The following is a 14182-nucleotide window of genomic DNA, read 5'->3' as shown; positions in this document are numbered from 1 at the left end:
GTACCTAAAACAACTCATCAACAAGGAGATTTTGATAGGTTGATGAAATCTATTAGAGGTGAAAATCCTGTACCTAAAACAACTCATCAACAAGGAGATTTTGATAGGTTGATGAAATCTATTATAGGATCATAATATGTTTAATCAAGACAGTTTAGACTGTCTTTTTTTCTTTGTGTTAAAAGGATGCTTTTGAACTGAGACACGGAACTAACTAAAATGTTTGAATCAGAGTTTTATTTTTTTCAAATTTCATGAATGCATAGCAAGAAGCCAGCCACATAATTGCAATCGTTTTTGGTTGCAATGGAAGCAAAGCAATGTTCTTTTTACATATTGCTTTATTTTTCTCAAATTATCAAGTTATAAGTATAGGCTACGCCAGAGATATATGAACAGTTTTTATCTTAATTTCTCAAATGAAACTAAAATATCGACTAACTTCTTTGATATCTGTCAGTCTACTTCTTTTTCAGAATGTAGCCTTTGCAGCAGGAAATCGACGTAGCCTGCCTGGAGGAATTGCTACTATTGACTGTACTATTTTTCCAGATGGTACAGAGGTTTTATGGTCTGTGAGTGTTGCAGACATGGATAAACCAATCCGACAAATAGCTTTTGCAGTAACGATTGGAGGAAGTGCTACCCAAGAGTTTCATGAAATCTTACCACAAGGACAAACTAGAATTGCCAGGAAAGCTTTCTTTTCTAATCAAAGAAATTTGTATGAAGCAGCAACTATCAAAGGTTTTGCATCTGGATTCTCAAATAGAGGGGTTTATGTTTATACGATTGATCCAGAGCTTGCTGCTAGTTGTACAGAAGCACATCAATAATTAAATATAAATCTTAACAGTAATTAATTGTTATAATTACTGTTAAGATATTTTTTTGTTGTTTTCAAGTTTAAGTATGTATTTACAAGATTTGTTACCAGTATCTAATTCATCACCTCATTTTGGATTTATTGAATTGGAATTTAATACACAAATTGATTTTGCCATTTGGGTATTAATAGAGAGTGGTATACAAGTTTCTCCTTTCGATTTACATCCAGTCGAAACTTCTCTTCAAAACTCCTTAATGAAGCCAGAGCAGTGGGATGAATGGCTAGCGACTCTTGTTGCTGTGTTTGACCCCAGATGGCTGTGTAAGGTGGAAAATTTCAATAGTGAAATTGAATTAGAACTAGCTCAATACCAATCTTTCATTAATAATTACTCTAATGAGGGTAAAACTATATCCTCATTAGACTGGGTAGCTATTCGTAATCATATAGAACAACGTTATGCTTGGAAACAACTTCAGTATGCACAAGTCACTCAAGAATATGGACAACAATTAGTAAAAACTTTATCTCCAATAACATATTGGAAACATCACGATCAAACAGAGATCTATCTATCCCAGATCTGGGATAGATATCACAATAATCGTCATGAAAATCTTAATATTAATCAAATAATGGGGTTGAGTAAAAATCTTTGCTATTTTCAACAGGATACTATTAAAAAGTTTTATCTTGTTAATTATCCTATTTTTGTTCAGCATCAAGTTTCTTCAACTACAACTATTGTAGGTATTTGTCAATCTCAGGAAATTGATCTTCAGTTTCTTCTACAATCACTGAATCTTTCTGTATCTAAATCTAACTTTTAACAAAAATTTAAACTTTTTAGATCAATTTTATATCAATATAGCTAGCAAGATAACACCATCAATTCTGGCTTTAGTTCCTATCTATGAATTTCGCTGCTCTGCACCTTAGTTTTATTCAAAATCTTATCAATTTGCTGATTAAAATCTTCAAAGTTTTGAATGACTTGGGATGTAAGTTGATTAATCTTCACCTTGCCTGATTCAACGCTCAAGACTACATCCCCATTATGTTGAGCGATCGCTAAATCTTTACGCTCAGCATTGAAACGAATGTGATAAATTTTACCCTGAGCTTGAGTTGAACCATCTGGTTGAATTTCACCTAGAACAGTACCAACTTTCTGGGCAACTTGAGTGAGCCGACTAATAGAGCGGTATTCTTCTGTATCTTTATTTAAGGCTGCCAAAGCATCATTAGATAACGCTTGACCAGACTTAAATTGGTTAGCAACTTCTGTAATTCGTTGCTTGTATTGCTCGGACTTGCCCAATTTGTCAGCAGCACTGTACCAGTTTCTCAAATCATCAATAGTTACTGATTGAGTTGGGGGAGTGTTGTTCGCTGCTGTTGTCACAGGTGTTGGGTCAGGTGTAGCAGTTTCAATTTTGGGAGTAGGGGAGGGGGCGCGAGAATCTGGGGTAAATAATAAATCTCGCGGACGATTAGCAAGAGAGTTAATTTGTTGTTGATATTCGCCTGCCGACTCAATAACCGCTCCAAACTTAAGAGTCATGGCAGCAGATGCAGATGTTTGTTCAGGGATAGAAGCGCTTACAAGATTGAAAACCGCTAATCCTTTTTTGGTTTCTAGTGGAACATCTTCTGCTGTCACTTGAGTAAATGAAACATTTTGGTCAGCCAGCCATTTGGTAACAGTCTCAACTTTGTGATTATCGACTGCTAATTGAGTCAATCCCAACATTTTATCTTCAGGTGTGGTGAACAATATCGTGGGACGCTCTTTAATTTTTTGCAGCATTGGTGCAGACTTGTCAATCATTTCTTGCTGCTGCGCGTTCACTGGTTGCTGCTTACCAAAAGCCTGACTCTCTTTTTTCCAAGTTTCGGGATACTCAACAGTAGTTGGGTCAACTTTAACCAAAGTTGTGGAGAAATTACTTTGTAGCGTTGCTTGCACTGGAGTTAGCCTTCCTGTTTTGAGAACTCCAAGTTGTCTAAGAGCTTCCTTGTCTTTTTTGAAATGAAGAACTCCCAGTGGCTTACCATCAAGGAATACCGCATCCTTAATTTGAGAATGGGGAATTTCTATATTTGTTTTTCTAAAATCTTTGTCATCAAACACTTGACCTTTAAAGTCATAATGATTAACTTTATTTATTTTTAACAAATTCCCTTGAGGAGATTGAGCGAGTAAAAAAGCACGATCACCACCTTCAGAAATAGAAGTCAGTTTGAGATTTAGCTGATTGCCATCTTTGAGGTAGTTGAATCCTTGAAGCTGTTGAACAGAATCCGCATCTAGTTCTCCAAGTGTTTTTCCATCAACTTTTAGCTTTACTGTTTGGTTAGGGACTTCTACATTGCCAATAGCCAAAGTAGCTGGTTCATTATTGAATTCTTTGCCTGCATATGAGAATTTGCTAATCTCTCTAATAGTAAATTCAACTGGTGGTTTGCCTGGTAATTCAATAGTCGCTTTAGCAGTGTAAGTTTCTCCTGGTACAATTTGGGCGCTTGCTTTAGTGCCAATGGGTAAGTGTCCACCCCTTGGTTCTATGGGGGCAAATTCTTTATATTCTCCATCCGTGTCTTGTACAAATATTAATCTAGAGCCGTGGCGCTCATGCCCTTCGGGGTGGTGAGATGCTCTAATCTCTACGGGGTATTTCTGCTCTTGATTCCAAACTTGATCCTTAAAATTATTCGCTTCATTATCAAGCCTTCCCAGTTTCAAATCAGTAAACTGGAGTTGGTCTAGTCTAGAAACAATTTCATTTGGAAACGCAGCAAATACAAAGTTAGATACTTTCTTTGCTACGGCTGGTTGCTCTTTGTTTTCAAGTTCATCTTGTCGTGATGCAGAAATATTCCAGGCGGCCGCTGCTGCTGCAAGTCTATCTGATTCTGGAATTGAATCTCGAAATGCTTCTGCACTCTTGTAGGCTTGAGCAAACAGTAATTTAGTCTGTCCCTTGCTTAATTCTGGTTTGAATTCTACTACTGTAGCTCCATTTGTAGTCATTCCTGGTTTGAGATTACAGTCAGTTACAGACTGTTGGCTAACTGTACCCAACTTTCTATACTTGGGTTTTCCCTCTTCTGTTTCACCGTCAATCTGAGCCAATGCTAATAATTTATGGGGGCGGTCGCTACTACGGTATTTAGAGGGAATCTCTTCTAGTTTCAGGTTTAACGTTTTTGCATTCCAAATGCCAGGATGCCCGTAGCGTGTGAGATTTGTAATTTCTAATTGCGCCCCTTGAGCAGTTTGGATTACTGCATAAGGCCCTTTCTCAGTCTCGCGTCGTCGTTCCAGATTTACTGCCGCGTTGAATTGCTGATCAAATTTATGCTTTGCTGCGATCGCACTAAATTTCTGCTGCGGTGTAAACTCGACTCCCTTAAACAAATCCTGGAATTGCACGATCGGGCGAGATTCTAACTGAGATTGCTGAAAGTATTTATTAGTTTGATTTATTAATAATTCTACTGGAGAATAGCCAGTGGGAGTGATGCCTTCATTTAAATAAGCTGTTCTTGATTTTTTATCTTTAATATAATTAACATCTCTGTAGAGATATCGGCTATTTTCCTTAATCAAGTCCATTTCTGGCTTTTTAGAACTTTTAAATAAATCCACCGCGATTTGATTTTGATAGCATCCTTCTTCAATCATTTGGCGATACATGTTACGGTTAACATCCATCGCTTTGTGAATATTTTGAGGATTTTTATCAGCAGTATCACCTAAACCAACAAACTCCTGCATGTAGGTTTTGTATTCTGGTCTGATTGGTTTGGGAGAATGAAAATGTTCTTGCTCGAATAAAGTTTGGTAATGAGTCGAAACCTGGTTTAAATATTCTAATTGTTGTTTTAGAGTTCCATGAGTTTTGAGGATTTCGATTTCTGATTCCAAAGATTCAAGTGCCGTGACTTGATTATTGATAATACCTACACTGATGCTATCACTCATGTGGATAGCGATTTCTTCAAAAGGTGGTTGTGTTCCATCGTCTCGGTAAAAAGACTGTTTCTTGAGTTTGACTGTGGGGGCATAAGTATTTTCTGGTTGGTTCCTATACTCTGCTTCTGCTGTTAAGTTGGGATATTTGCTTGCTAACGTAACGCCAATACAGTCGCCGTCAAAATCTCGTGCTTGGCGTTCTGATTCTGTTTCGGCTGGGTCAACGAAATCAACATCAATACCTTGTGATTCCAATTCTCGAATTCGAGCTTGAATTCGCTTGTGGTCTTCATCGTTGACTACAATTACGCCTTTGAGTGATTTCCCGTCCGGCCCCAAGCGGTCTTCTACGTATTTATTAGCAGAGATACATAAACCATTAGAGTTGAGAAATGGAGAACGAAAGTTAAGTACTTTTTTTCTTTCATCTATCCAAGGCACGCAGATTTCACCATTCTTAAGTTCCTTGGAGGGAATAATCATGGCTCGGTCAAAAGTTAGGGTTCTTCCCAGCGCAATATCTCTCCACTCATTTTGTACAAATCGACTTAGCTCTTGCTTGACCTTTTCAGTTTCTAAAAGTTGATTATGACCACTAACCAGATCAGCTTTGATCAGTTTATACATTAATAAGTCATCTTTGGCATCGTCTTGGGTCAATTCCTCATCTTCCAGATCATTTTCTGTTTTGAAGTCATTAACAGAGGATGATTGCTGTTCAGTAACTTCTTGTTCTGCATTAGAAGATTTTTGTTTTAATGACTCCTTGCGCTTCTCATATTTTTCACAATATAATTGTGCAACTTTTCTCGGATCATCCTGAATGGAGGCTAGTTTTTGGGCTTGCGCTTCTAGTTCTTCTGCGAAATCTTTGATGCCCTTGGGAAAGGATGCCAGTAGTTGTGAAATAGCAGTTTGGCCTTGTTGAGATTGCGATTTTTCACCAAGCCAAATAGTTTGTTGATATAACCCTGGCTGAATTTGAGGTTTAGAAGGGCCTTGAGGGTTATCCTTGTCTGTTCCTTTGAAACTACTAATGGGGAGAATGAGATCTATCTTAGATTTGTCTTTGGGATCTGCGTATTCTATTTTGTCTAGATCATATGGTCGCAGTGTTCCTTTGCCAAAACGATATTTAGTGTCTTCACCTTCATTATCTTTCCAACCAAAGCGGTGTTGAATAACGTGATAATTTTTATCTGTTTGTGATTCCCTTTTAGTTAATTTATCATAAAGCTCAGTAGAGATTTGCCCGTAACAATCACCAACCAACTTATATGCTAAATCATTTGACAATATCCCTCCATTGTTTCCAGTAGTATCATCTACTACTAGAATGTTTAACTGTTCATTAATAGCGTTTTTACATGAACCCAAAAAAATCGAACCGTAAGCTCCCCGGTCTTTACGATCTGGGCAGAGTTTTTCAATTACTTCTGAACATTCTCCTTCTCCATAAAGCAGTCTAGTTTTAGAAGATAATAGTAGCCTGTGCCCATCTGGATGATTTGTTAGTTCTTGCGGTGTACTATATTCATCTATATGACCAAAAGAAAAATTTTTGTGAGTAAAGAAAGATTCTAAGAGAGTATTATCTAGCTTTTCGGCTAAAATTGAATCAGGATTCATTTTGTTATTATCTGTATGAATCCACTGATTTAATCTTGTGTCAAAATGCTGAAATTCAATCGTCATAGTTTTTCATATTTTCTGAGAATTAATTAATGATTTAGGAGGTTTTATGTCAAGAGTCAAGCGTTGGATAAACATGCATAAAAAAGAATTTAACTCAGATGGAACACTAAAAGATGAAGTAAGGGAACAAAAATTATCTAGAGGTGCTAATAAAGAAGCAATTAATGACTATGCTCGTAGACTTAAAGAGCAGTATGATGAATGGAAACGTTTAGATGAAACTGATCCAGAGCCGTGGCCGATTTACACAGCTTATGATTTCTTTACAGAACAAGAGAAACGGGAATTTAACCCAGATGGCTCTCTCAAACCTGAATACGTAGAATATGCCCGTAGCATTGGCATTAGTGAAGGAGCGCTCTCACAGCAAGAGTACCGTAAAAAGATTGATGTAGACAACTATAATCGGGTGTCTGCTCTATACGCAGAACAAGGCATTAATTTTGGCGAGGAACAGATGAAAGAAAAAAGGGCTGCCAGCAGAACTTACGTGCAGCGCCGCAAGCAGATGGAATTAGACTTACAGAATTTCGAGCCTGCTGATAGCTTACCTTTCGATAAAGACACCCAGTTTTAAGAACTTTTGCTTAAGCTGTATTGCCTTGTTCTACAACAGAAGAATCTAGGGTGATTTTTATCCCTTCTATTTTCACTAGGGACAAAACAACTTCTCTAACAGAATCACAAATCCCAGTACTATCGATAAAGCCAAGCTCACCAAACTGTTTCCTTAGACTTTGATCAACAATAAGTTGCTCTGGGTTTTGACACAGTTGTACCAACAATTCAAGCGCGAATCGGTCTTGATTAAGAAGTTTTTCGAGAGATGCTATTATCTCATGCATTGACATGTCTATTTCCTACAATTGAGTAACTAAATCTCAATTACAGTTGACCAATTTTCTAACTCCGGGGCAATCCTGATGAGCTTTACTAAAATTGTGTCATTCACCCACAACAGCATTGGGAACTGGAATTTTTTTCTCAACTCTTCTCTCACGTGGTTAGTTGAAATTAAAACTGCATCAATATTTTCGACAAACTCCAAACCAAAAACCATTAATGCTCGTGGCTGTTCATCTCCCAGTTGTGAAGAGATGTTGGTGTAGAGTCTTGTGACTGATGGGGGTAAAGTCAGGGAGCGAATTGTGACAGGACATATTTGGTGCAGATGTTGAACGATGCGCTGACGTGAAGCAACAGAATTACACCGCAATAAGTAGAGAGAAAATTGTCCCTCAGAAAGAGCGATCGCTCGTGCTAAAGTCAATGTTCGTTTATCTTCTTCAGCAATTGATATTTGTAGAATAGATAATTTATTCATCAATTTTTCTGCCAGCTTTCTTTAGATTGGCAGTCAAACTCGCTGGCAATGCCCTGAATAGAAACTTCAGCAGGTTTAGTAATGAAATCAGCGATAGCTTGCCTTTTCTGTTGAGTAGATAATTGTTCAACTTTTACATTAGCAGTAGGCTTAGGCAAGGTTGCTTCTTCATCTCGCCTACCTAAATAAAAACCCTTCATTTTATAGAATCCTACCGCTGTAGGATTCCCTAGAATTAAACATCCGCGAGATTTAACAAACAGGTGTATGTCTATTCCAGTGGTGTAATTATTAGTACGAACTATTTCATATTCACCTGCTGGCCCCCAAACGAATTTGCTCCCTTTTTGACATTGATTCCGTAGCTTGCGAGTGAATGAAGCAATAGTTGTCCCACATACTTCCCAGCTAACTTTATAAAGAGCAGGGGTATTGCGAACTATTTCATCGATACGTTTTTTTGATTGTGCTTCTGCTGGTGATTGACAAGAGGCAATCAAAAAGGAACAAGCTAATACAGATGCTGTGGTTTTTGGAATTTTAAACATGTGATTTCTCCAGTTGTATTTTTACCTTTTTTTGAATTGGAGCGTTGTGCAGCGTCTCATAGAGAAGCGACTTGACTTTAAGTTTCTCCAAGTGCTTCACAGATAACATTGTGGTAGTTTATATATCCAAGCAAAGCGCCGCGAAGTACTGCATGTACACGATTTTTGGCTTCTAATTTCTGATTGAGTTCATGAATTTGGGACTTAATTGTAGCCACACAAACATATTGAGCAGAAGCAATTTGCTCATTTGATAAGCCGCGTGCCATTAAATTCAGTACTCGAATTTCAGCACAAGTCAGACAATTTCGATATTTCTTCCCTTTGTGAAACTGTTTATTCTTGCTAGAGCGGTTTTCCAAAAATGACTTTGAGGTAAGTTTGTGATCTATCCAACACTCATTTTCGTAGGTAAGTGCGATCGCACTTGTGAGAGTTTCTGGTTCGGAGCTTGATAGTACAAAAGAACTAGCTCCATTCGAGAGGGCAAAATTAACAATTTCATCAGAGTCCGTGTGGTTGGACAGAATGACAATTTTACAATCTAGACGTTGTTTTATAGCAATAGTGACATCAATACCATTCATATCGGGTAGCTGTATATTTACAAGAACAATGTCAGGGTTAGTTTTCTCGGCTACAGCAAGACCTTTTTCTCCAGAGTTAGCTTCTCCGCAAACATGCATGACAGGAGATTGTAAAATTGCATTTTTAATCCCTATCCTTAACAGTGGCTGGTTTTCAATAATCACTATTCGTATCATGTTAATACCCCTCTAAATGACTGTGAATAAAAAGTTAATACTTTCACAAATGAGTACTTCACGGCAATGCCCACTTAAATTTCAGTTTTACCCCAGCAGTAATATTAGTTTGACTAGCTGAGAAAGCAGGCAACTCAAGAACATGAGTCGCACTGTTGGCATAGTAGATGGGACATGGTAAGTGAGAACAAGGAGGTGCATTACTAACCACTTTTGTGACTACCCCGTCTGAAAGATAAATAATATCAAGTGGGAATTTCACCTGATACATCCAAAAGCCGACATTGGTGTGACGCCCACCAAGACTGAACAACATCCCGTGATCGGGCTTGAGTTGGTCACGAAACTTTAATCCTTTGTAGAGCTGTTCTGGTGATTGTGCTGATTCTAAGTAGAAAGTGCGTTCCCGCTTCGGGAAGCCTGTGGCATCTTCCCTTGCCAGCTTGTACTTTACAGGTAAATGCTGGGGTGAGTTGTGCAAATACCAAATGGCGGTAGTGGCAAATATTATAGATAACCCCAAGATTGGGCCAATAGCTTCGAGCGTTTTTACAGCAATCAGATAAGGATTGCGCTTAAATTTAAGTGTTTGCATAATCAGCTAAAAATATTGACATCACCAGTACTGTAAATAGAAGAGTCAACAGGACTAGAGGGCAATCCCTGTAGTGAAGCCTTGTTTCTCATCGACTCAATTTTGTCAGCTTCCCGAATCGCCAGGGGATTAATAGTTTGTCTGGCTTCGAGTAAAGCAGAGAGTGTAAATTCTAAAGGTGGGAGTGAGCTTTGATCATGGATATCTTCTGTTGACATTTGGTAGAAAATCGCTGCGGCTGCTCGTTCCACTAGTGATTGAATTTCCGCACCAACACAGCGATTTGTTTCTTTGAGTAGTCTACGCCACTCAGTAGTCGTAAATGGGTCGCCATCAACAAATCGTTTGTCAAATCGAGAAAGGTGAATTTTGAATATAGAGTGGCGCTCACCGTTGTTAGGTAAGTCCACTTTATATATGTCATCAAATCTCCCGGATCTTGTCATCTCAGGAGGCAACCATTCCATTCGGTTAGCCGAGGCCATTACAAGTACTTCTGAAGTCCGCTCTTGCATCCAGGTTAATAACATCCCTGCTAAGCGTTTAGACAAGTCATCATCACCTGCAAATCCTTTGTCAAAATCGTCCAAATACAGAATTACGCGATTGATTCGGTCTACCAATGCCAACAATTTCTTGAGCTTATGTTCCGCCTCATGACCATAACTGCGAAAACTACCCCACTCCAGAACCATTAAGGGAAAACCAAGAATTTGTGAGCAAGCTTTGGCCGAGTAAGATTTACCTGTACCTGGTGGGCCTACTAACAGAATACCTTTAGGGAGTTTAAGATTATAAGATTTAGCTACTGGGGTGAGTAGCCTACGGTATTGCACAAAGCGCTCTTGCATCAATTCTAAGCCGCCGAGTGCGATCGCCCCTGGTTGCATAAATTCAATGCTATAAGTGCGTTTAATCAGTTCGATTTTATAATTAAATACCGATAAAGCTATGTTTTGGGCACTGAAATTACTGCCATTATTTTGGGTTAATGCGATCGCAAGCGCATAAGTAATATCAGCAAGATACATGCCCACGGCAGCAGATGCAATTGTGTTCAACTGTGCTGGTTCAATCTCTAGTGAGCTAGCCAAGTGAAGAGTAATTTCTTCTAAACTTGGAAGTTGTTGAGTAACAATAGGAACTTCAGGGGCAATATCGGAGGAAACGGTGGCATTTGTCCCCAACAAAATGGCTGTTTTGTTCGAGTTATGGTTGTAGAGTTTGAGGTTAATCAGGGCAGATTTAATCCATTCTGAAGTGAGGAAGAAATCTGGATCAGTAGTTTCTGTACCCAACCAGGGAAATATACCCTCTAGTATGAGAATGCCTTGCAAATCAGTAGTCTTCCAAAATTTCAAGATTTCAAAATAATGTTCACGTCTGGTTTTAGCGATCGCCTGATATTGAGGTACACCCCGTAAAGTCAAGTCATGTTCATTTACTTGCAGCTGATGTAATTGGTCATCCTCAAGTGTCCACAAGTAGCAATTAATATTTTTTTGTGTGCAATTAAGCGCTAAATTCTTGAGTAATCTTAGTCTTTCTTGCAATGGTACTTCTACTGCAATCAATCGATTGTGTAGTTCAATAAGAGAGAAGATTTGATTTACTACTTCCTGACTCATGAAAAATCGTCCTCGTCCTTGCTACCCGTTACTATTTATTCCTTCTGGAGTGAAGTTGGGAAATTTAAATCCTCAAATTTTACCTTCAAAATCAAACGAAAACACGCGAGTTGGGGCTTGTGAGAAGGAATTTGAGTTGATACTAAAACGTCATTTTGGCATGTGTGTTTTTTCACAACAGGAGTTGGTGGTTCCCAAACACGAGCGCCCTTATAGCGCTGATTTCCTTGTCGTGGAACCAATAACAAACTTGCATGTAGATTTAGAGATTGATGAACCATTTGCTTTCGGTACTAGAGAACCTATTCATTGTGTGGGGATGGACGATTATCGTAATAAGTGTTTTCTGGAAGCTAATTGGATAGTATTGCGTTTCGCAGAGGAACAAATTGTCAGTCAGCCTCTACGCTGTTCAAGAGTTTTAGCAAACGTTCTTTATAAATACACTGCAAATGAGACTTGGCGAGAACTGTTTAAGGATGTCGAGAAGATTACACCTATCTATCAGTGGACTGATAGAAAGTCAAAGAAACTATCTCGCCAAGAATATCGCAGAAAATATTTACCACAATAAGAAGGGGAAAGGGGAAGGGGAAAAGGGAAAAGGTATGTTATCTAAACAGATAGCTTGATCATTAGATTAAGTGAAACTCCTTTCATATTGGGTTATTATTGGTAATTTCTTCATTCCATTCCCCTTTCCCCTTCCCCTTTTCCCTTTTCCCCACTCCATTATCGTTGTCTGGTAATACCTGGTAGGGTATTAATCCCAGAGGCTGGGGATGGTTTGATTATTCTCTCGAAGAATGCAAACATCCCCAAGATGGCAAAGGCAGTTATAAATACTCGCTGTAGAGAGCCAAAAACCAGCTTCTCTTGTGTTTCTTGCTTGAGTATTTTATATCTTTGTTGCTCAATGTCTTTATTTGTTAGATAAGTCAAAACTTGAAGTTGTTGGCTAATATCTTTGTCTTGTTGAATCCTCTCATAAATTATAGTTTCAAGCTTTTGATGATCTAGGGTGGATAATTTTATATCATCCTGGGGTTGAGATTTAGTTTGCATTCTAAGCACAAGAAACTCCTTATAGTTGTTTGGTTTACTGTTAAATTTCAGTTAGTTGCTTTTCCAGTTCTTCGATGCTATGAGAATTACTCCAACCATTGTCAAATGGTAAAGTTAGCTGACGAGGTTGAGAACAAGAGGTTTGAGCTAGACATATCTGACGTATGATCTCGATTTGAGATGATAATTGTGCGATCGCCCAAACGCTTGCTTGTTTTACTTGTTCGTCACTCGCTCCTTTTTGATGCAGTAGCAAGGGCATCCAGTAAGCCCTCAAGCAGGACATAACTAAGCAAGGCATACTTGATCCAATTAATAGGGGATTGTTTTTTAGGTAAGCGATAACACTTCCTTCAATTGAATCAGGTGAGCGCTTGATTGAGATTACCTCAGCTTTTGCGTTACTAGTATTTTTCTCCATAGAATACTCCTCGTTAAAGTTCCAAATCTAAGCTGCGTGCTGATTGATGTCGCGGCTTGGCTTGCTGTGGCTCATACGGATCTGTCTGGTCAGCAAAAAGTTCTTGACCTAAACTGCGACCATCACCATCAAGGTCACTGTTAAGGATATTGCTTAATACATTGACAGGCAGGCCTTGTTGCCAAGCGTGAACTACGAAAGATTTGATGAATTCAGGCGATGCTTCACTTTGTGCCAACACTGATAGAACCCGATTACCGTCTCTGGTATTGGCATTTGGGATGTGTGAGACGTTTGCTTCTTTCCAGACATCATCAAAAATTTCGCTATTTTTAGTATCGAAACTCTGCTGTGATGCAAACTCTTTAAAGTTTTCAATACTGCTCATCCCAATTCTCCTCTCATTAAACAACAGATATAAATCAAGAAAGTCTTGCTATATCTAAATTTCTTAATTGCGATCTTCTCCTATCGGAGACGCTAAGAGCGAACGTAGCGGTAGCGACGTAGGAGCGTCATTGCGTTAGCGTAGCGCGAGTCTTCTCCCAAGGGGAGACGCTAAGAGCGAACGAGCGTCCGCAGCGAATTGGTATTATATGCCTTCCTTCATTGGTAAAAAACCTGCCCAAGGGTCTGGCTTGTTGGAAGTTAGACTAATCACTTTTTTGGACTGAGAAATTAATGGCACTTCACGGTTATATCCAAACTTCGTATCTAGCATTTCAATATAAGTAGTGTGATTAGCCCAAGCATCAGCAAGGCGCTCACCTAACTTATTAGTATCAAGGCTAGCTGGAACTTCCACACCACCATGCCAGACGATAGGTACTCCTTCTTTACTAAAATACTGGGTTAGTTCTTGACGAACAAAACAACTTGTACCACCACAGACAAGAACTTCATCGCAGCAAGCAATATTGCGAATCCATCTGATGAGGGCACGGCAATATTCATCTCGCACTTCCGCTAAGATTTCCCGAAATAGAGCTAAATCAGACTCTACTCCTTTGGGCGAGTCTTTTCGGGATAAAGTGCGTAGTTCGTTGAAATCATCATTACTAGCTGATACTAAAGCACTTGCTAATCGAGAATCATCTTTTGATAAACCAACGGCAGTCTTTTCAACAAATCGCTGCACCATCCAAGACATCCCCAAGTCTGTAGATTCTTTAACCGTGGGATTCCCTTTCTGTGAAAGGGTGAAGCTGGCATTACGATAGCCCAACATTAACATGCCAACATTTTTCTCCGAATACAACTTCCCTAGAGTGCGATGACGATCCCTAGCTATCTAATTGGTATTTCAGGGCTTGAGACTCAAGCATAGTAAGAAG

General features: G+C 38.9%; 15 protein-coding genes. 4 read left to right on the top strand and 11 right to left on the bottom strand.

Annotated features, from left to right (window positions below; translation table 11 throughout):
* Positions 1 to 419 precede the first annotated feature (419 nt).
* The gene (locus AC5JMF_RS15115) at positions 420 to 836 is read left to right on the top strand and encodes a hypothetical protein (RefSeq protein WP_495796548.1); all 417 of its coding nucleotides are present in this window, start codon (positions 420 to 422) and stop codon (positions 834 to 836) included.
* Between the two features lie 76 nt (positions 837 to 912).
* Entirely contained in the window at positions 913 to 1659 is a 747-nt protein-coding gene (locus AC5JMF_RS15110) for a hypothetical protein (RefSeq protein WP_495796547.1), read from the top strand.
* Positions 1660 to 1736: 77 nt separating this feature from the next.
* Here AC5JMF_RS15110 and AC5JMF_RS15105 read toward each other — a convergent pair whose 3' ends face one another.
* Complete coding sequence (locus AC5JMF_RS15105; RefSeq protein WP_495796546.1) at positions 1737 to 6503, bottom strand: hypothetical protein; 4767 nt, start codon at positions 6501 to 6503, stop codon at positions 1737 to 1739.
* Positions 6504 to 6549: 46 nt separating this feature from the next.
* Here AC5JMF_RS15105 and AC5JMF_RS15100 point away from each other — a divergent pair, with 46 nt between their 5' ends.
* Positions 6550 to 7080 carry a hypothetical protein gene (locus AC5JMF_RS15100; RefSeq protein WP_495796545.1) on the top strand — a complete coding sequence of 177 codons (531 nt, stop codon included), beginning with the start codon at positions 6550 to 6552 and terminating at the stop codon, positions 7078 to 7080.
* 10 nt (positions 7081 to 7090) lie between these two features.
* Here the strand turns inward: AC5JMF_RS15100 and AC5JMF_RS15095 are convergent, their stop codons facing one another.
* From AC5JMF_RS15095 to AC5JMF_RS15070, 6 genes are all read right to left on the bottom strand, one after another.
* Positions 7091 to 7354: a hypothetical protein gene (locus AC5JMF_RS15095; protein ID WP_495796544.1), complete on the bottom strand. Its 264-nt coding sequence runs from the start codon at positions 7352 to 7354 to the stop codon at positions 7091 to 7093.
* Between the two features lie 23 nt (positions 7355 to 7377).
* Entirely contained in the window at positions 7378 to 7827 is a 450-nt protein-coding gene (locus AC5JMF_RS15090) for a hypothetical protein (RefSeq protein ID WP_495796543.1), read from the bottom strand.
* Positions 7827 to 8375 (bottom strand): hypothetical protein, encoded by a 549-nt coding sequence (locus AC5JMF_RS15085; RefSeq protein ID WP_495796542.1) that lies wholly within the window; start codon positions 8373 to 8375, stop codon positions 7827 to 7829. The genes AC5JMF_RS15090 and AC5JMF_RS15085 overlap by 1 nt, the downstream gene beginning before the upstream one ends.
* Before the next feature lie 77 nt (positions 8376 to 8452).
* Positions 8453 to 9139: a response regulator gene (locus AC5JMF_RS15080; protein ID WP_495796541.1), complete on the bottom strand. Its 687-nt coding sequence runs from the start codon at positions 9137 to 9139 to the stop codon at positions 8453 to 8455.
* A 58-nt stretch (positions 9140 to 9197) separates the two neighbouring features.
* Entirely contained in the window at positions 9198 to 9734 is a 537-nt protein-coding gene (locus AC5JMF_RS15075; protein WP_495796540.1) for a DUF192 domain-containing protein, read from the bottom strand.
* A gap of 2 nt (positions 9735 to 9736) precedes the next feature.
* Entirely contained in the window at positions 9737 to 11362 is a 1626-nt protein-coding gene (locus AC5JMF_RS15070; RefSeq protein WP_495796539.1) for an AAA family ATPase, read from the bottom strand.
* On the opposite strand from AC5JMF_RS15070, the gene AC5JMF_RS15065 reads away from it, so the two are divergent.
* Positions 11361 to 11936 carry a hypothetical protein gene (locus tag AC5JMF_RS15065; RefSeq protein WP_495796538.1) on the top strand — a complete coding sequence of 192 codons (576 nt, stop codon included), beginning with the start codon at positions 11361 to 11363 and terminating at the stop codon, positions 11934 to 11936. The two genes, AC5JMF_RS15070 and AC5JMF_RS15065, sit on opposite strands and share 2 nt — an antisense overlap.
* Positions 11937 to 12094: 158 nt before the next feature.
* Here AC5JMF_RS15065 and AC5JMF_RS15060 read toward each other — a convergent pair whose 3' ends face one another.
* The 4 genes from AC5JMF_RS15060 to AC5JMF_RS15045 all read right to left on the bottom strand — a co-directional run bounded on the left by AC5JMF_RS15060 (position 12095) and on the right by AC5JMF_RS15045 (position 14082).
* Positions 12095 to 12427: a hypothetical protein gene (locus tag AC5JMF_RS15060; protein WP_495796537.1), complete on the bottom strand. Its 333-nt coding sequence runs from the start codon at positions 12425 to 12427 to the stop codon at positions 12095 to 12097.
* 40 nt (positions 12428 to 12467) lie between these two features.
* Positions 12468 to 12848, bottom strand: coding sequence for a hypothetical protein (locus tag AC5JMF_RS15055; protein WP_495796536.1), 381 nt, complete (start codon positions 12846 to 12848; stop codon positions 12468 to 12470).
* A 13-nt stretch (positions 12849 to 12861) separates the two neighbouring features.
* Positions 12862 to 13236, bottom strand: coding sequence for a hypothetical protein (locus tag AC5JMF_RS15050; RefSeq protein ID WP_495796535.1), 375 nt, complete (start codon positions 13234 to 13236; stop codon positions 12862 to 12864).
* 204 nt (positions 13237 to 13440) lie between these two features.
* On the bottom strand, positions 13441 to 14082 hold the full coding sequence (locus tag AC5JMF_RS15045) for a hypothetical protein (protein WP_495796534.1): 642 nt from the start codon (positions 14080 to 14082) through the stop codon (positions 13441 to 13443).
* Positions 14083 to 14182: the final 100 nt, after the last annotated feature.

It is taken from the genome of Desmonostoc vinosum, from assembly GCF_059505385.1.
This window is presented reverse-complemented; position numbering and strand designations above follow the sequence as displayed.

What these genes read in the sequence shown, in the direction of transcription:
- AC5JMF_RS15045 (WP_495796534.1), bottom strand. Translation starts at nt 14,082, where the DNA reads ATGTTAATGTTGGGCTATCGTAATGCCAGCTTCACCCTTTCACAGAAA.
- AC5JMF_RS15085 (WP_495796542.1), bottom strand. Translation starts at nt 8,375, where the DNA reads ATGTTTAAAATTCCAAAAACCACAGCATCTGTATTAGCTTGTTCCTTT.
- AC5JMF_RS15075 (WP_495796540.1), bottom strand. Translation starts at nt 9,734, where the DNA reads ATGCAAACACTTAAATTTAAGCGCAATCCTTATCTGATTGCTGTAAAA.
- AC5JMF_RS15115 (WP_495796548.1), top strand. Translation starts at nt 420, where the DNA reads ATGAAACTAAAATATCGACTAACTTCTTTGATATCTGTCAGTCTACTT.
- AC5JMF_RS15095 (WP_495796544.1), bottom strand. Translation starts at nt 7,354, where the DNA reads ATGTCAATGCATGAGATAATAGCATCTCTCGAAAAACTTCTTAATCAA.
- AC5JMF_RS15070 (WP_495796539.1), bottom strand. Translation starts at nt 11,362, where the DNA reads ATGAGTCAGGAAGTAGTAAATCAAATCTTCTCTCTTATTGAACTACAC.
- AC5JMF_RS15050 (WP_495796535.1), bottom strand. Translation starts at nt 13,236, where the DNA reads ATGAGCAGTATTGAAAACTTTAAAGAGTTTGCATCACAGCAGAGTTTC.
- AC5JMF_RS15065 (WP_495796538.1), top strand. Translation starts at nt 11,361, where the DNA reads ATGAAAAATCGTCCTCGTCCTTGCTACCCGTTACTATTTATTCCTTCT.
- AC5JMF_RS15090 (WP_495796543.1), bottom strand. Translation starts at nt 7,827, where the DNA reads ATGAATAAATTATCTATTCTACAAATATCAATTGCTGAAGAAGATAAA.
- AC5JMF_RS15110 (WP_495796547.1), top strand. Translation starts at nt 913, where the DNA reads ATGTATTTACAAGATTTGTTACCAGTATCTAATTCATCACCTCATTTT.
- AC5JMF_RS15060 (WP_495796537.1), bottom strand. Translation starts at nt 12,427, where the DNA reads ATGCAAACTAAATCTCAACCCCAGGATGATATAAAATTATCCACCCTA.
- AC5JMF_RS15100 (WP_495796545.1), top strand. Translation starts at nt 6,550, where the DNA reads ATGTCAAGAGTCAAGCGTTGGATAAACATGCATAAAAAAGAATTTAAC.
- AC5JMF_RS15055 (WP_495796536.1), bottom strand. Translation starts at nt 12,848, where the DNA reads ATGGAGAAAAATACTAGTAACGCAAAAGCTGAGGTAATCTCAATCAAG.
- AC5JMF_RS15105 (WP_495796546.1), bottom strand. Translation starts at nt 6,503, where the DNA reads ATGACGATTGAATTTCAGCATTTTGACACAAGATTAAATCAGTGGATT.
- AC5JMF_RS15080 (WP_495796541.1), bottom strand. Translation starts at nt 9,139, where the DNA reads ATGATACGAATAGTGATTATTGAAAACCAGCCACTGTTAAGGATAGGG.